Here is a 22,906-nt window from a genome sequence, read left to right on the forward strand (position 1 = left end):
ATAACAACAGGCCCGACCAGCCGATGAATACGAAGCGATCACGCTTGAGCCAGTCATCGAGGACGTCAAACCATCCTCTCTCTGCTGGGGCGCGTCCGACTGCTATGGTCATTACGCGAATCTCCAATGGGGATATAAGTACAGCGGTTGTCCGTTTGCTCGCTTGACTTGGACACGTGTCTGGTTCTATCAGAAAACCAGTCGCAACCAAAGTGAACTTTACGTTTCTTTACCGTGCTTCTCATTATAAAAGTAAGTTTCCTAATTTTGCACCCCTGACTTGAGATTATTTGCGTCAAAGTTCAGCATCTGCCTTAGGGAGGTTTTATATCTAAAGTCGAAATTAAAATTAAGTTACTGCGGATGAGGGATGGGTGCCGACGCAGCGGAAAGACGATAAAACTGAGATACTAAGAATTGGTACTCCACTTAACTTTTGATGCCTCATGTTCATCATTGACTTGTCTTTAAAGCTCACCCCCATGCCGATCTCGGTGCAACGTAAGTCAGCTGAGGACGCCGAGGCTGTGTACCAGCAAGTTCTCGAAGCGATGCGAACCGGCAACCCTCAAATATTAGAACTGACCTGCGAACAGGTGCCTGAGAAAAAAATCAGCCTACTCAGCAGTGAAATTTGTTCGGTTCAGATGTATCAGAAATCCAGTACAGCCGCCGCTTCAGGCAGAGCACCCGGTTTTGCAGGTATCTTGGGCGAATGAGCGCAGGTGCTGAGGGGGCTGCCGGCAACATGGCCATTACAGTACGGCATCTGTGCTTTAAATGGCCAAAAGGAGAGGAGGTTCTCAAAACCTGTTCCCTGGATGTACCCAAAGGCGAATTTTGGATGCTTTTAGGCACCAACGGCAGTGGGAAATCAACGTTGTTGAGATTGCTTGCCGGCCTGTTGCTTCCTCAAACTGGCAAAATTGGCATCGCAGGGCCGGTCGGTTTTGTCTTCCAAAACCCAGATCATCAGCTAGTGATGCCCAGTGTAGGCGCAGATGTGGCTTTTGGGCTGGTGGAGGAAAAGCTATCCCTGGAACAGATCCAAAGGCGGGTGGCAGAGGCGTTGACTGCAGTGAATTTACAGATGCTGCAACGACGCCCTATTTACGCCCTGAGTGGTGGCCAAAAACAGCGAGTGGCAATTGCCGGCGCAATCGCACGGCATTGCGAAGTCTTATTATTAGATGAACCCACCGCTTTACTCGATCCGGACAGCCAGCTAGACCTAGTGGCCCAAGTGCGGGCTTTAGTGAAAAGCCGGGGATTAACCGCCCTTTGGGTCACACACCGGCTTGATGAGCTGAACTATTGTGATGGAGCCTTCCTGCTAGAAAATGGCCAAGTCGTTGATCGTGGCGATCCGGGCCGGCTAAAGCAGCGCCTGATGCAAACTCAGATAGAAGAGGCTTAGGAGTTGATTCAGAATTCCTCAGCTATCGCCAGTGAAACCCTCGCACGATCTGCCGGCAGATCGTGCGACAATAAAGCGATACCTATATAATTTCGGTGAATCTGGGAAATAACCTCAGAGATAGCACCTTTTCCCGTTGAGGGAATAGATAACGACTTCGCACTTTTGCCCATATTCCTATTCTTTCGTTTGCAGACTTACCTTGCTGGCCCAACTGAAACGAATTAGAGAAATCATTGATCGTTGGTGGTCGGAATTCACACTGCGAACCCGACTGATGGCTGCCGCAACCTTAGTGTTTTCCTTAGTGATGAGCGGCCTAACCTTCTGGGCTGTCAATACCATTCAGCACGATGCCCGTCTGAATGACACCCGCTTTGGGAGCGATTTAGGTCTGCTTCTGGCTGCGAATGTTGCCCCACTGATCGCAGAAAACAATCGCACCGAAGTTGCCAAATTTTCTCACCGATTTTACAGCAGCACCTCTAGTGTGCGCTATATGCTTTACGCCGACGACGAAGGCAATATCTTCCTCGGAATTCCCTTTTCCGAAACAGAAGTGCAAAACTCCTTAACGATTCGCCGGCGAATTCAATTGCCAGAAAACTACGCAACCAATTCAGAACGCCCCCTCGTGCGGCAGCACCGGACGCCGGACGGAGAGGTGACAGATATCTTTGTTCCTCTCACCCATGAGGGCAATTATCTCGGAGTTTTGGCGATTGGGATTAACCCTAATCCCACTTTAGCCAGGTACTCGAATCTGACGCGAGATTTCACAATAGCGGTATTTGTGTCGATCTGGGTGATGGTAATTTTAGGGGCAGTGTTTAACGCACTCACGATCACTAAACCGATTAAAGAACTGCTCAAAGGAGTGACAAACATTACCGCCGGCAACTTCAAGCAGCGAATTGATTTGCCTTTAGGGGGAGAACTTGGCGAACTGATTGTCAGCTTTAATGAAATGGCAGAGCGGCTGGAGCGTTATGAAGAGCAAAATATTGAAGAGCTGACCGCTGAAAAGGCCAAATTAGAAACCTTGGTTTCCACCATTGCAGATGGAGCGGTGCTGCTTGACACGAACTTACAAGTCATTTTAGTGAATCCCACAGCACGGCGGATTTTTGGCTGGGAAGGTCAAAATTTAGCCGGCGAAAATATTCTGCATCACTTGCCCATGTCGGTGCAAGTAGAACTGACACGACCCCTGTATAAAATTGTCAGAGGCGAACGTGAGGGGGCGGAGTTTCGCATTACCCTTTCTGAACCGACAGAACGCACCGTCCGCATTTTGCTGACAACGGTTCTCGATCAGTACCGCGAAAGCATTAAAGGTATTGCGATGACCGTGCAAGATATTACTCGGGAGGTAGAACTGAATGAGGCAAAGAGCCAGTTTATCAGCAATGTCTCCCACGAACTGAGAACTCCCCTGTTTAACATCAAATCTTTTATCGAAACCCTGCATGAGTTTGGGGAGGATTTAAGTGAGGAACAGCGCCGGGAGTTTTTGGAAACGGCAAATAACGAAACCGATCGGCTCACCCGCCTGGTTAACGATGTTTTGGATCTCTCACGGCTGGAATCTTGCCGGATCTATCACTTAGAAGCGGTTGATATCGCCCAGCCGGTGGAACAGACCCTGCGTACCTACCAGCTAAATGCACGGGATAAAGGAATTGAACTGATCCAAGAGATTCAGCCTGATTTGCCTCAAGTGTTGGGTCATTACGATTTGCTGCTGCAAGTCTTTGCTAATTTGGTCGGCAATGCTTTGAAATTCACTGAAACCGGCGGGCGGGTGGCTATTCGCGCTTATGTGCTAGATGGGCCATCGCCCAATGCTCATTTCTTGCCGGCAGCCGATGAAGAACATAAGACAAACGACAAAGCGCAAATCGTGCGAATTGAAATTTCGGATACCGGCATCGGCATTGATCCAGAAGATCAAGAAGCAATTTTTGATCGCTTCTTCCGGGTAGAAAATCGGGTTCACACCTTAGAAGGCACGGGTTTGGGTTTATCCATTGTCAGAAATATTATTGACAAACACCACACAACTGTAAACTTGGTGAGTGAAGTGGGCGTAGGAACAACTTTCTGGTTTGATCTCAACGTGTTTCAAGAAGCCGCCGCGCCGGTGGAAAAAGTGCGAGTCGAGCCGGCATCTGAAGTAGACGCGAATTCTGCCATTGCCAGGGTGCTTTAACAATTCGCTGAAATTAACGACGAGCCAGCGCTAGCGCTAAACTGACGATCCCTAACGCCAGTAACAGCAGCCAAGCTGAATTGCGCTGTAGCCATGCTGTTACCGACCCCTGTTGGCTGCCGGCATAACGATTGACAGGCATTTCTAAGGGCATAGAACGGTCATGGTAGAGGGTGCAAGTCTTGGCGTAGGGGCGTTGCGGGAATGTGCAGGTGTCGTCGTCGTGATAAATGCAACTGTCACAGAGAAATTCATCTTTGCCGGCCCGATACAAGGGGATACCAGGGTGGCCATAAGCTTTCAGAGGAGTGCGGCAGTTGGGACAGGCAACAGCTTGGGCTTCAACGGATTGATGGCAGCGGGGACATAGCATTGATAATACAAAGGAAATCTCGCTTCCTTGATATTTTGACAGAATAGAAATATGGCTGGCAGGGTTGAGATTTTACCCGAAGGCTTGATGGCCGCATTTTAGCTGCCCTTTTTGATTAAGCGATAGGAAGACAGCATGAATAGCAACGATCTGCTCAAGCAACTGCTCATGATTGGTATCGGTACGACCTCCTTAGTGACAGAAAAAATCCGGGAAGTAAGTGAGGAGTGGGTAAAAGACGGCAAACTCAATTCCGATCAAGCCAAGAAGTTTGCTGACGATCTGATGCAGCAGCTCAAATCAGACCCCGGAAATTGGGAGGTGCAGATGCAGCGACAGTTGCGGAATGCGCTGCAAGATTTAGGGGTTCCTCGTCAATCAGAAATGGATGAGCTGCGGGGACGCCTTGACCGGCTAGAACGTCAGGTGCGTGATCTGGAAAACAAGCTCTGGCGTTAAGTTGTTTAAGCTTGATCGGGCTTCTCCATCTGAAGCCCAATCCATGATTATGGCCTCACAGGAAACCGCCTCTATTGCAAATAAACACAGATCGAGCATTGCTGTTCATCTGTGTTTATTCGTGAACGCATCTAAAAATGTCCGTTGGGCCGAAGTTTAATGTAAATCTTCTTCCCAAACAGCAATATAGATGCGGTCGCTCTCATTTCGCTGAATTACGCCTTCCAAGCCGCCGCTGGCAAAGGAATATTGACTCCACTGACGCTGCTGCACGCGTTGCAGTGCTTGTTGAACATCCTCACTCGCCCTGCCGCCGGTCATCCCATTTAACGTTGCCAGCATTTGCTCTGGTGGGATTGACTGGGCAAAGGAAACTTCTGTTTGGCGCAACCGGCGAGAATCCCGGTCAACAATAAAGCCTAAACCAATCTGATTTGGCTCCAACTCATAGAGAACCGATTCAGTATTGGGCCAATAGCCAGTGGCGACTCTAGTGGGTGTGCCGAAAGTTTGCGTCACTGCCCGTTCTGGTGTCCCTGGCGAAAATCCGGGCACACGAACATCACCGGCAGCAATATTCGTAGGATTTTCTGCTCTAGGTGGAGTGGCTGCGGGGGGACGAGACGGTGCCGGTGCAGGTATTTGTTCGACCGGCGTCGGGGAAGCGGAGGGGGCGGCTGTCGGAAATTCAGAGGGTTCAGGGTCTGGCTGTTCGGCTGCCGGCGGCACCGATGGAGAGTCTGCGGGTGTTGGTGTTACAGATGCCGGTGGCACCGATTGAGTGGGAGAGGGAACTGAACGAGTAGGGACAGGTGTCGGTGAACGAGTGGCAACAGGTGCCGGCGGATTGGGAACCGATGCCGGTCGGGACTGTTGGGCAACCGGATCGTTCGGTGCCGGGGATCGCAGCGCATTACGGATCAGTGCAATCGCAACGGCAACAGATGTTCCAAGTAAACCGCCAATAATCAGCGCTTTTAACCACGCATTATTAGAAGCAGCGGGGCGTGGGGCAGGAGGACGAACAACGCCTCCGGGCGACACTGCTACCGTCTCGCTTGATGACAATGCTGATTCAGGGGCAGCTTGCAGCGCCGCTTGCATTTCTTGGGCCGTGGTGTAGCGCTGGGAGGAATGAGAGTGAATTGCCTTATCCAGCACAGTAGCCAAAGCAGGACTAATATTGGGAGCATTATGACGCCAAATAATCTCACCCGTTTGCGGATCGCTTTGCAACTGTTGGGGAGTTTTGCCGGTGAGCAGATAAATCCCTGTCAGCCCCAGACTATATAGATCGCTGGAATAAGTCGGTCTGCCGGCAGCTTGCTCAGAAGGCATAAAACCAGGCGTTCCCACAACCACTGACTGAGTGGGATTACCTTGAGTATTGAGGGCAGTGGCCATAGATTCCTTCACCGCGCCGAAATCAATCAACACCGGCAAGCCATCCCGCTGCCGCATGATGATGTTATCCGGCTTAATATCCCGATGCACCATCCGGTTGCGATGCACATAATCCAAAACCGGCAAAATCTTTACAAGGATTTCCCTAACAGCATTTTCGTTGACGCGGCCTTCTGCGGCCACCTTTTGCGTCAGGGTTTGACCCTCGATGAATTCCTGCACTAAGAAAAATTTGCCCGCTTCCTCAAAGTAGGCATACAACCGGGGAATTTGGTTGTTGCCCTCGCCCAGAGTTTCCAGAATGGCCGCTTCTCGCTTAAATCGCTCTTGCACCAGCTGGTACATCTGGGGATCGTTAATGATCGGTTTGAGCTGCTTAATCACACACCGGCGTGCGGAAGGCGTGTGAGTGTCTTCGGCCAAAAAGGTTTCGCCAAAGCCGCCGGTGGCCAGCGACCGAAGAATGCGATAGCGATTGCCTATCAGGGTCGAACTCATAGAAATTTGGGTAGCCTATGCCTCAATTGTAGAGACATTTAGCTTACACCCATTGCAACCTTAAAAAATTGAATTCCAGAAATGAGACTATTTAAATAAGCGGCCTCATCCATAAAACCTTTTTCTCATAAGTTCTTGCAATAGCAAAACAAGTCAGGCAGCGAGCAATTGTTAAGATTAAAAAAGATATGCCAAAACGGCAACAAATTTAATTGTTTTTACGCTAATCTCTTGAGTCAAGAGTTTAATTAAACCTAAAATACATCGGCGAATTAATTCGCTGGCTTTCTGTTTTGTAACCTGCTAAAAATTCTGAATGGCATTAGCGCCGACGCGGCATAAGCTGGAATCGGCGAGAGCGCTTTGCTATCAATTTCTCATTGCGTAATTGCAATGCGTGGAGAATTAGCGGGTAGGAATTTTGTCATAAATTACATTCGAGAGGGATGACTTATGAACCCGTTAACATTGTCTAAACTGGCGGTCAAACATACTCAAAATGCAGTGGCAGAATCGGTTTACCGAAATACTGGCTACGACACTACCAAGCCAGTCACTTTTTACGGAATTATTAATGAGCATTGCAATGTGAAATGCCGGCAGTGTGAATATTGGCGGCTCAAGAATTACAAAAACGAAATGAGCATCGAAGAATGGAAAAATGCCCTATTGAGCATCAAAGCCTTTGTGGGTGAGTTTTCTATAAACTTTAGTGGTGGCGAACCTTTTATTAAAAAAGGATTTATAGATTTGCTTGCCTTTTGCGGCGAGAATGGCATCCACAGCGGCGTGACAACGAACGGCTCGTGCATGACGAAGGAAAATGCAGAGAAAACTGTAGCAGCGCGGCCTTTTAATGTCAATTTTTCAGTCGATGGCCCTAATGCAGAACTTCATGATTACCTTCGCGGTTATCCAGGACTATTTGCCAAGCTTTCTAACGGTATTAAATATCTGCGCGAAGAGTGTGACAAACAGGGCGTGAAGTTTCCGATTACTGTCAAACCGACGATTAATAAATTAAATTTCCGTTTGTTGCCTGATATCGTTGAGTGGGCAGAAAAAATGGGAGTTACAACTGTAAACTTCCAGCCGGTTAATCGGTGGACACAAGAAACTTATGAAGAACTGTGGGTTGAACAAGAAGATCAAGAAGAATTCGCCAAAGTTATTGAGCGCCTGATTGAAATGAAGAAAAACGGCGCACCCATTATGAATAGTGATGAAATCTTGCGCCTCATGCTACCCCATTTCCGTGAAGAAAAAGCGCCGGCGGAAAATATGCCTTGTCGGGTGGGACTTCGCAATTACTGGATTGAAACTGATGGAAATGTGAAATTGTGTAATGACTATCCCGTAATTGGCAATGTCAAAAACGAAAGTGCCAAAGAAATATGGTATGGCGAAAAAGCGCAGAACATTCGCCAGCAAACTTTGGCTTGTGGGAAACTTTGCCTGATTACCTGCGTCTCACAAAAAACTCTTATGGACAAAGTTAAGATGGGGCTGAAACTTCTGCATAACTGAGAAAAAAGCAGATTTTTGGAAAGTTGGCCGGTTCAAGACTCTTCACTTCTTGCAAAAACTATAAAAAATCACAGAAAAGAAGCACATCAAATGTTGATGTTTATCTGTGGTGAATAAAAATAATTTTTGCAAGAAGAGCAAGCAAAACTCAGGATTCGTTGATCAATCCAACCTGCGAGGTTTAAAAAGTTAAGCAAGAGAAAGAAAAATTGATAAATTGCTGCTACTTTAAATCGAGCAAACCGCTGTCTTTGAGTTTGGGGTTAAAGCGAACTTCTGTTTGCAAGCCACGGGTTGCAAGGGAAGCTAGAATGCCGGCTTCAACCCGTCTAGCGGCTTTTTTCAACACTTTTGACTGCTCCATTTCCTGACCGGCAGCCTTTTCGTAACTCGCCTGTTCTTCAGAAGTCATCAGGCTTTTCACATCAATCGGCTGAGTCCATTTCACTTCATCAGCTCCATTGCCTGCCGGTGTGCCCCCATTTTCAGCTATCCAAGATTCACGGATATTTTCTAAAATGGTGCGGCTAGGCCGGTCAATGGTTTGAACTTTCAGCCAGTAACAATTCTGGGGTTGGCGGACAAAGTGTTGTTTGAGGCTGAGATAAACATCACGCGAATAACCAACAAATTGCAGCACTTTTTCTGAATCAAAAATTGCGTAAACCCCAACTTTACCCTGCAAATTTTCGGGTAGTAGTCCAGCGCTATCAACGTAGGAAATGTATTCTAAACTCTGTAGAGAGGGAATGTCTGTTTCAGTGGTCATATTAATTGCTGAGTGCTGAGTTTGGAGTTTTCAGTTGGAGTAAAGTTGAAAAAGGCTTTTTTTCAAGAAGGGCCGGCATTAGGGGAATTGGATAAAGTTTTTCTATTTAATTTTGCGGTAAATCGCACAAAGCCGACTGGGTTTAAATATTTTAGCGGTGAACATAAAGTTAGGCGGAACGTTGATGATGATGTAATCTTCTGATTTGTGGTATGACTCGAATTCTGCCGGCATCCCTTTGGGGGTAGCCAAACTATAGGGAACGGGCTGAAAAAGTAATTCCGTAAATTCTATTTGTTCGCATTGCCCTTGTTGGGCGATTTGGTTGATAAAGGCTTCACCCGTTAATAAGTTAAACAGAGTTTGTTTTGCCGCAGGTTCAAGGGTAAAGCTGCTATCAAAGTTTTGAACGATTTTAAGAGCCATTTTCGGGATACTAACGAATTTGCAAGGGTGGGTTATAAAAGCGCAAAGGCAAAAATTGCCACTTCGATCAGCCTATTGGATTGTGTGCCCCCTGTCAGCTACAGGAGGAGGCGGAAAAGATTAAGAATTTTAAACGTAATAAAAGTGAATGTGGGTTGCCGGCAGTTCGGCAGAAACTCGGATGTTTCGCTTTTCGGTTGCCCCGACAATGCCGGTGAGCGGTAAAATCGAGGACATGATCGATCCAACTCCTCGTACCAAAATTCCTCCCTATACCTGGAATCGTCCCATTGGCCTCGGATGGGACAAGCCTTACACTGTTCGCTACGCCAGCAATCTTGATGATGGCCCTTGGCATGGAATGCCTTTGGGCGGCTTTGGTGCCGGCTGTATAGGCCGGTCTTCCCGTGGGGATTTTAATCTCTGGCATCTCGATGGGGGAGAACATATTTTTAACAATTTACCGGCTTGCCAGTTTAGCGTTTTTGAGGAAGCAGCCGGCAAAAAGCAAGCATTTGCCCTGTGTACCGAACCCCCGGCAGATGGTAGTCTTCCGGCGTGGCAGTGGTATCCCAAGACAAGAGGGGGAGACGGGGAGACGGGAACCGGCACTTACCATGCGCTTTATCCCCAAAGCTGGTTTGTTTATGAAGGGGTCTTTAAGGCAGAACTGACGTGTGAGCAATTTTCGCCAGTTTGGCCTGGTAATTACCAGGAAAGCAGTTATCCCCTGGCTATTTTTGAATGGACTGCCTACAATCCGACGGATGAACCAATCGTCGTCAGCATTATGCTCACTTGGCAGAATATGGTGGGTTGGTTTACCAATGCGATTAAATCGCCCCCGGTACAGGTGCGGGATGATGGCAGTCCAGTTTACGACTATCAGTCACGCTGGGGAGAAAGTGCCGGCAGTTTTAATCGCTGGGTTGAAGATCATTTCCGAGTTGGCTGCTTAATGAGCCGGCTGAGCACGAATGAGCAACCCGTGGAAGGGGAAGGACAGTTGGCGATCGCCACCGTGACTAACCCGGCTGTGGAAGTGTTTTACAATTCTCGCTGGCAATGTGCCGGCACCGGCGAGGACGTGTGGAGATACTTCGCCGATGATGGTTCCCTCTCTGATCAGGATAACGAAACACCGGCAGCCGAGGGAGAGCAAATTGGAGTCGCCCTTGCCGTTCGCTTTACCCTAAGACCTGGTAAAACCCGGAAAATTCCCTTTATCCTTGCATGGGACTTGCCGGTAACTGAATTTGGTTCAGGTGCCTGGTATTACCGGCGCTACACCGACTTTTTTGGCCGGCATGGCAAAAATGCTTGGTCAATGGTTCGCACCGCCCTCAAGCATTCAGACACTTGGAAAGAGAATATTCAAGCTTGGCAAAAACCGATTCTGGAACGCGAAGATTTGCCAGATTGGTTCAAAATGGCGTTGTTTAATGAGCTTTACGCCCTAACAGGCGGCGGGACGCTCTGGAGTGGCGCAGATGAACGCGACCCCAAAGGTCAGTTTGCGGTGCTTGAATGTATCGATTATCGCTGGTATGAAAGCTTGGATGTGCGGCTATACGGCTCGTTTGCGTTGCTGATGCTATGGCCAGAGTTAGAAAAATCTGTGCTGCAAGCGTTTGCCCGCGCGATTCCTGCCGGCGACGATACCCCGCGCATTATTGGCTATAACCAAGCGGCAGCAGTTCGTAAAATAGCCGGTGCTACCCCCCACGATCTCGGTGCACCGAATGAACATCCGTGGGAGCAAACGAATTATACGAGCTACCAAGACTGTAACCTGTGGAAAGATTTACCCTGCGATTTTGTCTTGCAGGTCTATCGGGATTTTCTACTTACAGGTGGCAGCGATATTGAATTTCTCACCGACTGCTGGCCGGCTGTGGTTGAAACTCTCGCCTATCTTAAGACGTTTGATAAGGACGGCGATGGCATTCCAGAAAATGCCGGTGCGCCGGATCAGACGTTTGATGATTGGCAGTTGCAAGGTGTTAGCGCTTACTGCGGCGGTTTGTGGTTAGCGGCCCTTGAGGCAGCCATTGCAATTGGCAAAGTTCTGATGAATCAACCTTTATCGCCAACTCCTCAAGAAACCGTTGCCACTTATCAAAGTTGGCTCGCTCAAGCCAAACCGATCTACCAAGAAAAACTCTGGAATGGCGAGTATTATCGGATCGACAGTGAAAGCGGTTCCCAGGTGGTGATGGCAGACCAATTGTGTGGCCAGTTTTACGCTCAATTGTTGGGACTGCCAGATATTGTGCCCCGTGATTGCGCCCTCACTGCCTTAAGAACGGTTTATGACGCCTGCTTTCTCAAGTTCCACGATGGCAAAATTGGGGCAGCAAATGGGGTGCTGCCTGATGGATCGCCGGTGAACCCCAAAGCCACTCATCCATTGGAAGTGTGGACCGGCATTAACTTTGGCATTGCAGCGTTTCTGGTGCAAATGGGAATGAAAGAGGAGGCATTTGCCCTCAGCGAAGCCGTGGTGCGGCAAATTTATGACAACGGGTTGCAATTTCGCACGCCTGAAGCGATCACTGCCGTTGGGACGTTCCGCGCTAGCCATTATCTCCGTGCTATGGCGATTTGGTCTATTTATGGGGTGATGACAAACTTTGGGAGTTCTCACTAAAAAGTTTGCTGTAAACAGTGCAAATTCGGTTAATTCCTTAATTATTTAGTGCAGTGATGAAAGCTGAAAACCTTTAATTAAGGGGGGTTCAGCTTTTAATTTTTTATGCAAATTTAGAATTGATGAGCCGGCTTCAGTAATCTTTTTTCTTTAACAGGCGTTTCTAAAATCTGCCTCAGAGAAGCTGTGATCCGTATTAACCCTTATATGAAGATTCTCTTAAAATTTAATTAAATAATGTTTAAGGTTTAATTAAATACTGCTGAGCTTAAAGTGATAATCTCCAGAAACATTTTTCCCCTAACGCTTTAAGCCTGGAATTGCGTTTTAAAAGCTATGGTTGATCGCTGCTTCGATCAAGCGATTCGCTTAGTTTAAAGATATTATGTGTAAAATCGAGAGAAATTAAAGTTTCAGTAAAATTCTCAAGCTATCTCAAGTTCGTGCTTGAGACGCCCTAAGCTTGAAGCAAGATCAATCAATCTGCTCAATCAGGATTGCGCTTGCGTGTCCTAGATTTGGTAATTAAAGCTTAAAAGGCTCTAGGTGAGGCACACTTGAGATAAATTACACTAGCCGGTGCAACGCTTAATCGCGGTTTGGAAGCCGGCTCAGAGGGTAAATAGAGCTGTCTGGGGTTTGCCGTACTCACCGCAGCACTGATGAAGGCTTTGTATGTCCTTCCAAGCGAGCGAGTCTGTATAAGGGGGTTATTGCTGAGTACGACTTTATACAAGCTTTAAAATCTTAAGGCACAAGCCAAGTCAAGCCACACAAGTTTAAAGAATCAGTAAACTTCACCTTTTACCCTTGCCATTCCTACTAAATATCTGCGTAAATTTAACAGTAGTGGATCTACATAAAACCTTCCTGATATGACGGTGCATTTACCAAAGGCTCTCAGTAGGATTTCAAGTTTACTTCGTTTGGCCGTACTAGAGCGTGATATCGGCAAGGCACTCAGTCAGTTTTCCGAGCAAATGTATCAAGGACAACAGCTTTTTCTGAGCAAGCGGGCATCAATATTGTAAATCTCATAGTCCACCGCCTTGCTGATATCCTAGCGAAATCTCTCAAGCAGCAGCAACCGAGTTGCAATCATTAGATAAAACTCAATTAAACTTACCTATCAGGAGCCACAATCATGTATCAACCATCTTCTTATTCAAATTCTAAAATTAATCGGACAATGAGTGCTGAGCAATTGGAAGAGATTATTGATTCCATCTTAGCCGGCAAGTATTCTTGGGCCTGTGTGTTACTGCTGCGCTTTGCCGGTTATAATCCTCTCCACTACATCCCTTACAGAACTTACAACCGGCTGGTAAAGGACAATTCCTCCGTTAGCAGAAACGGTGACAGCAACGTCGCTTCAATTGATGCCGGTTCTAGAAGCACAGCAACCTGTGCCGCAATATCCTCTTCACGCAAAGCCAAAGTTGACTACCTAGAAGTGGTTAGCTCACAACCCGCTCAAGTTTGCAATACCCATTTAGATGCCGGCTGATTCACTACGAAATTAAAAATATTAAAGCTTGAGGGTTTCAATTGGCTCAACCCATTCTCATGCCCACTTCCCACAGGCGCTTTTCCAAAAAGCGTCTCTATTTTTTTGCAAGTATTTTTTAATAAGCTTTTTTTTGAATATCGCGGTTTTTAATCGTATTAGAGAAAAATATTAGATTCCCACCCCAAAACAAGTAGGGAGCGAAATCTTAACCAGCAGCATCCCATTTCTGCCAATTTGTCGTGCCGACACCTTACCCTCATGGGCGGGAGCATCTTGCTCCCCCGAACAATATTTCGGCAAATCTGGGATGCACCCAGTATATAAACTGCTAGGCATTTAATTTTTCTGCCCGGATTGAGAGAGAGAGGGTGCAGAGGCAAAGGGGAAATTTTGTTCAGGGAAGGATGCCATTTGCTCAACTTCTAGCTTTTTGTGGAAGTTGAGAATTTTGCTGTAGTTTAAGTGACTTTATAGATTTAATAATCATAAAGAATTAATATTGCAACTTATTTAAAAGATTGAAATTAATAGCAAACTATCTTAAACAAATTTCAATAATAATCAGTAGTTTCTCTGAGAGTGGCTGGACAAAACATTCTTGATTTTACCTGTTTAAGCCGGCAGAACATCTCAGGAGCAACAAGTGCATTCAGTAAATATACGAGAACAAGTCATAATTTTGCAAGCGAGAGACTGTCCCCGGCATCATCCGATTCTGCTTATCCAAACCTTTATGGCTCAAGGTCTCCGGCTCACATAGAGCAGTTAGAGCCTAATTAAATTAAAAAGCTTATCATCACGTAAAGATTGACGTTCAATCCTTTATTTACCTGGCAAAATCTTATAAGAGGACGTAGCTTGGTATTAAGACTGAATATGCTGACGCACTTGTGCCGGTGCATCATCAAATAACCACCATCTGCTGAACCTGAAAGCCAAAGAGCAGCGGCTTCTTGCAAAAACGCCTTTTGCTGTGTCAGCTCGTTTTGCTCTGCTATGTCAGTTGAATGCACAGCCATTACCAACAGGATGACCCCGCCAGATGCAGAGGATTATGACAAAGTTGAGAGCCACTCGAACCCGAACCAAGCCATCTCGGGTGGATAAGATGAAAAAATTATGGAAATTCTGTCTATTTCTGCTGCATGGCCTGTTTTTAGCAATTCTCCTGCATGGCCTGTTTTTAGGAATCGCGCCCTTAGCACGCACTCAAACAGTGCCGGCTGCTGGGTTGGCATCCCAGCCGTCGGCTTGGGCGACTTTGGCGCAGAAAGTAGAATCTGGCACATCTAAAGAGAAACAGAAAAGTAGTGCCCTTTCCGATCTGCCGGCAGTTGAATCACTTGTCGCAGATGCAGAAAAATTGGAGGGACTATTCACCCTCTATAACAACCAAGACACGGGTGAAGTCTTCGCCGAAATTAGCCAAGAACAGCTTGATAAAAACTTTCTGTGCACCGTCACCATCGAATCGGGTATTGGGGAACGCGGTATTTATAGCGGGATGCCGGTCGGAGATTACCTGTTTTACTTCCGCCGCGTCAATAAAAATTTGCATTTTGTGATCCGTAACGTCAATTTCCGCACAGATCCCGATGATCCGCAAAGACGTTCCCTAGAGAGATCGTTTAGCGACTCCGTTCTCTACTCTCTGGAAATTAAAGGCTTCGATGCTGATCGCAACACCTTATTGGTGGATATGGGTGAGTTGTTGCTGGGAGACTTTCCGGGTTTAAGTTCTATCTTTCAGTGGGTTTTAGGTACGCCTTACGAACTTGATGCCGAGAAATCTTATTTCGGCAGTGCTAACTCTTTCCCGATGAACGTCGAGATCGAGTCGGTTTACAGTTTTTCCGTTACTGAGGGAGAAGAAAATGCCTATTTACCCAGCTTGCCAGATAGCCGTGCGTTTACCCTGCGCCTGCATTACAGCTTATCTCAGCTTAATGATACTAACGGCTACCGTCCGCGCTTAGCCGATGATCGAGTTGGCTATTTTATGACTGTTTACAAGGATTTTTCTAACGACTACAACAAAGATCCTTTTGTGCGTTATATCAACCGCTGGCATTTGGAAAAGCAGAATCCCAGCGCTTTAATTTCTCCGCCAAAAGAACCTATTGTGTTTTGGATAGATAACGCGGTGCCGGTGGAATATCGCGACTCTATTCGGGAGGGGGTGCTGCTGTGGAATAAAGCGTTTGAGAAAGCGGGATACCAAAATGCGATAGACGTGCGGCAGATGCCGGATGAGGCTGAGTGGGACCCGGCTGATGTGCGTTACAACACAATCCGCTGGATTAATTCTCTGGATGGTGCGTTTGCCATGGGTCCTTCGCGGGTTAACCCGCTTACCGGCCAAATATTGGACGCAGATATTATCGTAGATGCAAATTTCGTGCGAGCCATCAAGCGAGAGTATGGCACGCTTGTTGAACAAAACCCATCAAGCAGTTCTTCTTTGTTTTCTGGGGTTGCCGGCAACTCTGAGTTGTGTGCGTTTAATACAATTGCCCGCTATCTTCCTAACAAAGAAGGTAAAACCGGCACACCCAATCAAGCGCAAGAGATGGCTGTATTAGGCCGGCTCATGCAAAGTCACGATCTCTGCTATGGGATGCAATCTGCCGATCAGTTTTCCGTCGGGGCAATGTCGCTGTCGTTAATGAATAACCTCAGTCCTGACAGTTCGCAGATGAAAGAGTATGTGCATCAATTTGTGCGTTCGCTCATCGCCCATGAAGTCGGACATACCTTGGGGTTGAGACACAATTTCCACGCCAGTACGATGTTGATGCCTCAAGATTTGAATAACACCACTATTACCCAAAGCAAGGGGTTAGCGTCGTCTGTGATGGACTACTTGCCGGTCAATTTGGCACCCATTGGCGTAGAGCAAGGAGATTACTATCCAGCGGTGGTTGGCCCTTATGATGAGTGGGCGATCCAGTATGGCTACCAAACCGGCCCAGGGACAGCCCCACAAGATGAGGTGCGGTTCCTCGAAAAAATTGCCCAGCGTGCGCCTAACTCGGACTTGGCTTACGCCACGGACGAGGACATCTGGTTTGACGATATTAATCCCTTTGCTCACCCATTCGATCTCAGTGGAGACGTGCTGCTTTACTCGCAGCAGCAAATGGATAATGCCCGCTATATGTGGCAGCGTCTGGAAAAACGTTATTTGCCCAAGGGCGAGAGTTACAATGAGCTGCGCGTGTTGTTTAACACGGTGTTTGACTACTATTTCCAGCAGGCTTATTTTGTCTCGCAATATGTAGGGGGGCAGTCGTTCACCCGCAACCATGCCGGAGATCCCAACGGACGTGCTCCATTTATGCCGGTGCCGGCAGCCAAGCAGCGTCAGGCGCTAGCCACGTTGCAAACGTATGTCTTTAATGACAATGCGTTTAATTTTTCTCCAGAACTGCTCAATAATTTAGCACCGTCGCGCTGGGTTCATTGGGGTAACTACGCCCCGGTTTTCCGCTTAGATTATCCGATTTACGAGGAAATTTCTTTTCTACAGCGGGTGGTACTGCGAGTGCTAATGCATCCCCAACGTTTAGCACGTCTGCGGGATGCTGAAATTAAGGCGCAACCGGGAGTCTCGTTAACACTGCCGGAACTGTTTGACACGTTGCAGCAAGGTGTGTGGACAGAGGTAATGGTAGAGGGGATGCCGGTGGAGATTTCCAGCCTTCGCCGGTCTCTGCAGCGGGAATACTTGGATATTCTGACGCAGATGGTACTCCGCCAGTCGGAAACCCCTCAAGATGCCCGAACCCTGGCGTGGTATAAATTGCGGCAGTTGCGTGAATCGCTGGATACCACCCTTGCCAAGGGCGCGAAATTTGACACTTACACGCAAGCGCACTTAGAAGAAACTCGCGATCGCATTACCAAAACATTGGATGCTCAGCTACAGAGTAGTTAAATAGAGCAGGGGGCATTGGGAGTTGGGAATTTTCTATGTTTTCCCCTCTTCCCTAGCCCCTCGTTTCTAGTCCCTTAGAAGTTAAAACCTACCCCGAACTGACCCTCTATATCAACGTCATCCAGAAATAGGAAGTTCACCATTCCGGTTAAAGTTAAGTCTTCGGTAAACAGGTAATCCGCACCGCCAGTGAGCATGAAATCAAATTCAGTGTCTTCCTCACTGTCAATGGAAAGGGCAACGCCTGCGCCACCAAAAAAGCCTAACCTATCTGCCGGTTCTCCGGTATCAAGGGTTGGCTGCTTGAACTCGACGGTAGCCGGCACGCGAAGGTCTAAGATGCCATTGCTAAATGCAACTGAGGGACGCGCAGATACGCTAAACGCTTGCTCTCGAAATGGCAAGTCAAACAGTCTGATTTTGCTGAGAACGACTAAGTCCAGGATGTCTTCGTTGTCGCCAATGTTACCGCCAATCCCGATGAAGTTGTTTCCGGGAATTCTTGTCCGTGTTTCAATCTGGGCAATGGCATCGGGGGCCTTTTCAGTGAAACCGGCCCGTTGTGTATTCACCGGCGCTGGGTTTAAATCAGCCGCAGCAGTTGAGTACGAACGATCCAACACGGGTTCAGTTGAGATCCGGTGAGTCGGGATTGTGGATGCCGGCACAGTAACGTTGCCGGTGAACGAGTCAGCCTCAGACACAGGCGCTGGGGCGGTGTCTGTTAAGACTGTTAAGCTTTCCTCAACTTCTGCTTTTGGCTCAATTGCGCTCTTTTGAGTTCGCGCTTGCTTGTTCTTTAAGGACTCAGATACTTGCTCCCATCGGCTTGCTGCCGGCTCTTGCAGGGATTCTTCTGCAACCGGCGCTTTAACAGACAGTACCGCCGCGCCACTCCTTTCTGCCGCAGCTGGCAAGCTGCCAAACATGACGCTTAAGGCGGTGAAAGTTACGATGGAAGACACACGCCTATTAATTATTTGTTTCACGGTCACTCCTCTTTTCTGATTGATGGCTCAATTCGATGTTGCGCTGTTTTACATCTAATTGGTATAGCCTTTAGGCTTAATCTATCCCAAGGTAGATTTCTGCCTGTTTGCTAAATCACAATAGCTTACTGCTATTTTGAACCAATAATCTGCCACAACTCAAGTAGTTAGGACACTAAAAAAATAAAGGAGGGAGAGAGAAGGAGAGAGGCAGAGGGGGAGAGGGGGAGAAACAATTATTTAGAGCAATGCAAATTGCTAGCAATCGGTAAAGCGCTAACACATAATTAAGTTTCAGCACTTTACACGGGCTTTAAGTTCTTGCATAAGGACAGAATTTAATATAAAGTTAGGGATTAGCTTTTAATTAGCAAAATAAACGGTTAACAAATGAGGGTGAGCGCAGGCTGAGGATTGATCGCAAGTACGAGTTGCCGGCGCTCAGACTGTCGGGACGAGTGCAAGTTTCGCTGACGCCCCTACCCAGATGAATTTAACTGGGAATCAAGATAATTTTGCAGTAGAAAGCGAGTTCTAGTAGAAACAAAAAAGGTTGAGCTTTTTGCTCAACCCCTAGAAAAAAACTAATTTCTGAAACCGGCAACTTTTCCAGTTATCTGGATGATAGCCAAGAAAAAATTAAATTCTTTAATGCCTCAGTTGCCGGCTTAGACAGGTAAACCGACAGCTAACTCTGTGGTTCGGGAATCGTAATATCAATCCCTGTCACCTTCGTCCCATTCCCTAAACTTGTCAGAGACGGTTGAATCGCCTCGGCATTTCCCACCACCAAAGTCACGAGGTTTTCAGGCTTCAGGTAAGTTTGAGCAACCCGCTGCACATCTGCAATGGTTGTGGCTTCAACAGCCCGCCGGTATTGGAAGATAAAATCTTCTGGGTAGCCATAATACTCGTATCGCATCAGGCGCGATAGAGTCTGCACAGGATCGGCAAAATTGAAAATAAAGGAATTGAGGGTCGATTCCTTGGCATAAGCCAGTTCTGCGGGAGTCACCGGCTCAGTGCGGATGCGCTCAAGTTCGCCCATAATTGCCTTAATGAATGGCACTGTGGCATCAGAGCGAGTTTGACCGGCAGCGACAAACACGCCGGGGTAATCATAACGGGGACTCCAAAAGCCATAAACCGTATAAGCCAAACCTTGACGGGAACGAATTTGGTTAAACAGCCGGCCACCAAAGCCATTGAGAACATCGTTGAGCACACTTAAGGCGGCATAGTCGGGACTGTTGAGCTGCCCCCCTAAGTGGCCCATCTGCACATAACTCTGAGTCAGTTGGGGTTGATCCACCAAAAAGACGCCACCTTTATTTGCCTGAGACACCGGCGGCAGCGCCGGCACTTGCAGTTGTGGATTAGCCGGCCAATTGCCAAACTGTTTTTCGACCAGCGCTTGCATTTGCTTGGTGTCAAAATCACCGACAATACCCAAAATCATATTGTTGGGATGGAAATATTGGCGGTGAAACTGAACGAGATCGTCGCGGGTAATTTTATTGATGGTGGCATACTCGCTGGTGCGAGCGTAAGGGCTGGTTTGCCCGTAAATTAGTTTTTGGAATTCACGACCGGCAATTTCATCGGGATCGTCGTTGCGCCTTGCAATTCCGCCCTGGCGTTGTTTTTTCGCCAAATCCAACTTGTCGGGGGCGAACACCGGCTGGCGGATCACCTCCGCGAATAGCCCAAACACTTCATTCAAATCTTCACTTAAGGCGCTAAAGCTGGCACTGGCTGTACTGCTATCTACTCCAGTTTCCACAGAAGCCGCCCGTTGCTCTAACAGCCGGTTTAGCTCATCGGGTGTATGCTGTGTCGTGCCGCCGATCCGCATTACTTGGCCCATCACTTCCGCCAGACCAACTTTTTCTGCCGGCTCAAAGCGATCGCCGGTGCGAAATAGCGCTGTACCGCTGACTAGAGGTAGTTCGCGATCCTCCATTAAGAATACAGTCATGCCATTGTTCAGCTCGTAGCGCGTATAATCTGGCACCTGAATTTCTGGCAGTGGCGGAAACTGCAATTCTGTGTAATGTTTGGCTGCCTGCGCCGTTGCCGGCAAGCGAAACACCATCACGAACAGCATCGCCACCACAAGCAGCCACGCCCATCTACTAGCCTTTTTGCGCTTCATCAACCCAAAGCCTTGCATACTTAATATTTCTCCTGTTTCCTGATTATTTGGGGAATGGGGCATTGGGAATGGGGAATGGGGCATGGGGCATTGATTGTTAATTCTCCCACTCTCCTACTCTCCCCCTCTCCCACTCTCCACTCACCCACTCAGCACTCAGCACTTAAAATCCTATTTCGGCAGCAAACGCCCAACGGTGCGGTTTTCAGGCCGGAAGGTGGTTTGGGCGACTCGCTGAATATCTGCCGGCGTGATGGCGGCAATGGCTTCCAGTTCTTTGAATAGGTTGCGCCACGAGCCGGTTTTAGCCTCATATTCCAACAGCAATTCAGCCATGCCTTCGTTGGAATCGAGTGATCGCAACACGCTAGCACGGGCTTGAGTTTTGACGCGATCCAGGTCTTCAGCAGACACCGGCTCGGTTTTCAGTCGCTCGATTTCTTCGCTCAATGCGGCTGCGACTTCGTCTACTGTGTGATTTGGGGCGGTTAGGGCGTAAAACAACATTAAGTTGGGGTACTTCTCACCGGGAAACCCACTGAAACCTTGCGCGTTTAACGCTAACTGCTTTTCTTCGACCAGGGACTTATAAAGTCGAGAGGTGCGCCCATCGCTTAGCAAGGAGCCGATCATTTCATAAATGACATGATCCGGGTGATTCATGGCAGGCCGATGGTAGCCTTCCAAATACCAAGGTTGAGATTGCAGTTGCAAGGTTACTTCCTGGGTTTGGGTTTGGGCAGGTTCCACAAGCTCAACATCGGGAGGTGCCGGCATTGCTTTGTAGCGACCAAAATAAACCTGTGCTAGCCGTTGCACTTCGGCTGAATCGACATCCCCCACAATAGCAATCGTGATATTGCTGGGGACGTAGTAAGTGTTATAAAACTGCTGAACATCCTCGCGCGTCAGGTTTTGGAGGTCTTTCAGGTAGCCGATGACGGGGCGTTTGTAGGGATGTACTTGGTAAGCTTTATCGAGAAATGCTTCGATCATCTGCCCGATGGGCGAGTTGTCGGTACGCAGACGCCGTTCTTCGATAACGACTTGCTTTTCTTTATAAAATTCCCGAAAGACGGGGTCGAGAAATCGCTCCGACTCTAGCGACATCCACAGTTCTAGCTTATTGGACGGGAAACTGTAGAAGTAGCGTGTAGCATCTGTGGAAGTTGTGGCATTGAGTCCGACGCCACCGGCTTGTTCCACAATTTGACCAAGTTCATTTTGCTTGCTAATGCTATTAGCTTGCGCCTCGACTTTCTCAAATTCTGCCTGAAGTTTTGTGACTTCGGCTTCTTTACCGGCTGCTTTTGCGGCTCGAATCTGCTTCGCTAATTGATCGAGCGTATCAAGCAGTGGCTTTTCCGCTTGGTAGTTTTGTGTGCCGATGCGGGTTGTGCCTTTAAAGGCTAAATGCTCTAAAAAGTGTGCAACGCCGGTTTTCCCTTCTGGCTCATTGGCACCGCCGACATCAGCGTAGGTGAGAAAGGAAACCACCGGCGCTTGATGTCTTTCTAGGACAATAAATTTCATCCCGTTATCGAGCGTAAATTCATTCACCCGCTCAATTACGCGATCTAAATAAGGCTGGATCGATTGAGCCTGTGTGCTAGTTTGCGGGGTACGAGCGAAAGCCGGTGCCGGTGGCATCCCCCACCACAGCAGCACCATTGCCACAATTATGGCTATAATGCGCTGCCACCCACTCTTGGGTTGCCGGTTGCGAGACGACTCAAATGGATCGATTGGACTCATAGAATACAAATTCACACGCTGCTATTCTTAGGATAAGGAATTTCAGATGGCCTGGTTTATTTAAAAAATAGCCTTCAAGCTTAACGAACTATGAAAGTTTTGGCTATTCACGAGCTAAGCATAGGAGAATAACGCTACAGATACTCAGTCTCTCTATTAATAGATTTTTATGCGCTTGTTTAACCGGCAACCTCCGTCCGAAGCTCAAACGCGCACCCGCATCTTGCAATCAGCGCAGCGGTTGTTCGCTAATAAAGGTTACGAGGGCACCACAACCCGCGATTTGGCTGCTGACGCGGGGGTGGCTGAAGGCACCTTATTTCGCCATTTTTCTAATAAAAAAGCGATTTTGGTAGAAGTTGCCACTCAGGGATGGGTAGATATTCTTACTGATTTGCTCACGGAATTGAGCGAAATGGGCAGTTATAAAGCCGTAGGACAGGTGATGCGCCGGCGAATGTTGCATCTGCGAGATAATGCGGACATGATGCGGGTGTGTTTTCTGGAGGCTCAGTTTCATCCAGATTTACGGGAGCGCATTCAAGCAGAAGTGATTGGTAAAATGACGGACGTTGCAGAAGCGTTTTTTCAAACTGCAATGGATCGGGGTGTTTACCGGCAGAGTAATCCCCGGATTGTCGCACAAGTTTTTCTGGGAATGTTTGCCGTTGCAGGATTTAGTCAAAGTACGCTCCTAGAGGAAGATGCTTCTCCTCAAGCTTTGTTAGAGATGGCAGAAGTTTTGGCTGATATTTTCCTCAATGGTGTTTTAAATAAGGGTGAATAGCGGCACTAAGGTTAGGGGTTAGGGTGCCGGTTAAATTT

General features: G+C 47.8%; 17 protein-coding genes and 1 pseudogene. 9 read left to right on the plus strand and 9 right to left on the minus strand.

Annotation, left to right across the window (positions count from 1 at the left end):
* Positions 1-112: pseudogene (locus tag H6F56_RS20170) on the minus strand (photosystem II D2 protein (photosystem q(a) protein)); the annotation flags it as partial.
* A gap of 334 nt (positions 113-446) precedes the next feature.
* On the opposite strand from H6F56_RS20170, the gene H6F56_RS20175 reads away from it, so the two are divergent.
* From H6F56_RS20175 to nblS, 3 genes are all read left to right on the plus strand, one after another.
* The gene (locus tag H6F56_RS20175) at positions 447-719 is read left to right on the plus strand and encodes a hypothetical protein (protein ID WP_190671759.1); all 273 of its coding nucleotides are present in this window, start codon (positions 447-449) and stop codon (positions 717-719) included.
* Complete coding sequence (locus H6F56_RS20180; protein WP_190671762.1) at positions 716-1,417, plus strand: ABC transporter ATP-binding protein; 702 nt, start codon at positions 716-718, stop codon at positions 1,415-1,417. Before H6F56_RS20175 ends, H6F56_RS20180 begins: the two co-directional genes overlap by 4 nt.
* A 202-nt stretch (positions 1,418-1,619) precedes the next feature.
* Positions 1,620-3,629 (plus strand): two-component system sensor histidine kinase NblS, encoded by a 2,010-nt coding sequence (gene nblS, locus H6F56_RS20185; RefSeq protein WP_190671766.1) that lies wholly within the window; start codon positions 1,620-1,622, stop codon positions 3,627-3,629.
* Positions 3,630-3,642: 13 nt separating this feature from the next.
* Here the strand turns inward: nblS and H6F56_RS20190 are convergent, their stop codons facing one another.
* Positions 3,643-4,002, minus strand: coding sequence for a zinc ribbon domain-containing protein (locus H6F56_RS20190; RefSeq protein WP_190671768.1), 360 nt, complete (start codon positions 4,000-4,002; stop codon positions 3,643-3,645).
* 135 nt (positions 4,003-4,137) lie between these two features.
* Between H6F56_RS20190 and H6F56_RS20195 the strand changes: the two genes are divergently transcribed.
* Positions 4,138-4,461: a phasin family protein gene (locus tag H6F56_RS20195; RefSeq protein ID WP_190671769.1), complete on the plus strand. Its 324-nt coding sequence runs from the start codon at positions 4,138-4,140 to the stop codon at positions 4,459-4,461.
* A gap of 156 nt (positions 4,462-4,617) precedes the next feature.
* On the opposite strand, the gene H6F56_RS20200 is transcribed toward H6F56_RS20195, so the two are convergent.
* On the minus strand, positions 4,618-6,363 hold the full coding sequence (locus H6F56_RS20200; RefSeq protein WP_190671771.1) for a serine/threonine-protein kinase: 1,746 nt from the start codon (positions 6,361-6,363) through the stop codon (positions 4,618-4,620).
* A gap of 453 nt (positions 6,364-6,816) precedes the next feature.
* Here H6F56_RS20200 and H6F56_RS20205 point away from each other — a divergent pair, with 453 nt between their 5' ends.
* Complete coding sequence (locus H6F56_RS20205; protein WP_190671773.1) at positions 6,817-7,890, plus strand: radical SAM protein; 1,074 nt, start codon at positions 6,817-6,819, stop codon at positions 7,888-7,890.
* A gap of 223 nt (positions 7,891-8,113) precedes the next feature.
* On the opposite strand, the gene H6F56_RS20210 is transcribed toward H6F56_RS20205, so the two are convergent.
* Positions 8,114-8,659: a GIY-YIG nuclease family protein gene (locus tag H6F56_RS20210; RefSeq protein ID WP_190671775.1), complete on the minus strand. Its 546-nt coding sequence runs from the start codon at positions 8,657-8,659 to the stop codon at positions 8,114-8,116.
* Positions 8,660-8,761: 102 nt separating this feature from the next.
* Positions 8,762-9,085, minus strand: a complete 324-nt coding sequence (locus H6F56_RS20215; protein ID WP_190671777.1) for a hypothetical protein — start codon at positions 9,083-9,085, stop codon at positions 8,762-8,764.
* A 235-nt stretch (positions 9,086-9,320) separates the two neighbouring features.
* On the opposite strand from H6F56_RS20215, the gene H6F56_RS20220 reads away from it, so the two are divergent.
* Together H6F56_RS20220 and H6F56_RS20225 are read left to right on the plus strand one after the other, a co-directional pair.
* Positions 9,321-11,735, plus strand: coding sequence for a GH116 family glycosyl hydrolase (locus H6F56_RS20220; RefSeq protein WP_190671778.1), 2,415 nt, complete (start codon positions 9,321-9,323; stop codon positions 11,733-11,735).
* Between the two features lie 1,144 nt (positions 11,736-12,879).
* Complete coding sequence (locus H6F56_RS20225) at positions 12,880-13,242, plus strand: HetP family heterocyst commitment protein (protein ID WP_190671780.1); 363 nt, start codon at positions 12,880-12,882, stop codon at positions 13,240-13,242.
* A gap of 171 nt (positions 13,243-13,413) precedes the next feature.
* On the opposite strand, the gene H6F56_RS20230 is transcribed toward H6F56_RS20225, so the two are convergent.
* Positions 13,414-13,581 (minus strand): hypothetical protein, encoded by a 168-nt coding sequence (locus H6F56_RS20230; RefSeq protein ID WP_190671785.1) that lies wholly within the window; start codon positions 13,579-13,581, stop codon positions 13,414-13,416.
* Between the two features lie 718 nt (positions 13,582-14,299).
* Between H6F56_RS20230 and H6F56_RS20235 the strand changes: the two genes are divergently transcribed.
* A complete protein-coding gene (locus H6F56_RS20235; protein ID WP_242032100.1) occupies positions 14,300-17,182 on the plus strand; it encodes a zinc-dependent metalloprotease in 2,883 nt (960 codons plus the stop codon).
* A 74-nt stretch (positions 17,183-17,256) separates the two neighbouring features.
* Here H6F56_RS20235 and H6F56_RS20240 read toward each other — a convergent pair whose 3' ends face one another.
* From H6F56_RS20240 to H6F56_RS20250, 3 genes are all read right to left on the minus strand, one after another.
* A complete protein-coding gene (locus H6F56_RS20240; protein ID WP_190671788.1) occupies positions 17,257-18,171 on the minus strand; it encodes a hypothetical protein in 915 nt (304 codons plus the stop codon).
* A gap of 688 nt (positions 18,172-18,859) precedes the next feature.
* Positions 18,860-20,278: a M16 family metallopeptidase gene (locus H6F56_RS20245; protein ID WP_242032105.1), complete on the minus strand. Its 1,419-nt coding sequence runs from the start codon at positions 20,276-20,278 to the stop codon at positions 18,860-18,862.
* 219 nt (positions 20,279-20,497) lie between these two features.
* Complete coding sequence (locus H6F56_RS20250; protein WP_190671791.1) at positions 20,498-22,081, minus strand: M16 family metallopeptidase; 1,584 nt, start codon at positions 22,079-22,081, stop codon at positions 20,498-20,500.
* Positions 22,082-22,250: 169 nt separating this feature from the next.
* Here H6F56_RS20250 and H6F56_RS20255 point away from each other — a divergent pair, with 169 nt between their 5' ends.
* A complete protein-coding gene (locus tag H6F56_RS20255) occupies positions 22,251-22,868 on the plus strand; it encodes a TetR/AcrR family transcriptional regulator (RefSeq protein ID WP_190671794.1) in 618 nt (205 codons plus the stop codon).
* Positions 22,869-22,906: the final 38 nt, after the last annotated feature.

Origin of the sequence: Microcoleus sp. FACHB-672 (genome assembly GCF_014695725.1) — a bacterium.
Classification (GTDB): Bacteria; Cyanobacteriota; Cyanobacteriia; order Cyanobacteriales; family Oscillatoriaceae; genus FACHB-68.

Coding starts and splice junctions, on each gene's coding strand:
- H6F56_RS20220 (WP_190671778.1), top strand. CDS start 9,321: ATGATCGATCCAACTCCTCGTACCAAAATTCCTCCCTATACCTGGAAT.
- H6F56_RS20200 (WP_190671771.1), bottom strand. CDS start 6,363: ATGAGTTCGACCCTGATAGGCAATCGCTATCGCATTCTTCGGTCGCTG.
- H6F56_RS20215 (WP_190671777.1), bottom strand. CDS start 9,085: ATGGCTCTTAAAATCGTTCAAAACTTTGATAGCAGCTTTACCCTTGAA.
- H6F56_RS20235 (WP_242032100.1), top strand. CDS start 14,300: ATGACAAAGTTGAGAGCCACTCGAACCCGAACCAAGCCATCTCGGGTG.
- H6F56_RS20250 (WP_190671791.1), bottom strand. CDS start 22,081: ATGAGTCCAATCGATCCATTTGAGTCGTCTCGCAACCGGCAACCCAAG.
- H6F56_RS20195 (WP_190671769.1), top strand. CDS start 4,138: ATGAATAGCAACGATCTGCTCAAGCAACTGCTCATGATTGGTATCGGT.
- H6F56_RS20225 (WP_190671780.1), top strand. CDS start 12,880: ATGTATCAACCATCTTCTTATTCAAATTCTAAAATTAATCGGACAATG.
- H6F56_RS20210 (WP_190671775.1), bottom strand. CDS start 8,659: ATGACCACTGAAACAGACATTCCCTCTCTACAGAGTTTAGAATACATT.
- H6F56_RS20245 (WP_242032105.1), bottom strand. CDS start 20,278: ATGCTGTTCGTGATGGTGTTTCGCTTGCCGGCAACGGCGCAGGCAGCC.
- H6F56_RS20190 (WP_190671768.1), bottom strand. CDS start 4,002: ATGCTATGTCCCCGCTGCCATCAATCCGTTGAAGCCCAAGCTGTTGCC.
- H6F56_RS20175 (WP_190671759.1), top strand. CDS start 447: ATGTTCATCATTGACTTGTCTTTAAAGCTCACCCCCATGCCGATCTCG.
- H6F56_RS20255 (WP_190671794.1), top strand. CDS start 22,251: ATGCGCTTGTTTAACCGGCAACCTCCGTCCGAAGCTCAAACGCGCACC.
- H6F56_RS20205 (WP_190671773.1), top strand. CDS start 6,817: ATGAACCCGTTAACATTGTCTAAACTGGCGGTCAAACATACTCAAAAT.
- H6F56_RS20230 (WP_190671785.1), bottom strand. CDS start 13,581: ATGCCTAGCAGTTTATATACTGGGTGCATCCCAGATTTGCCGAAATAT.
- H6F56_RS20180 (WP_190671762.1), top strand. CDS start 716: ATGAGCGCAGGTGCTGAGGGGGCTGCCGGCAACATGGCCATTACAGTA.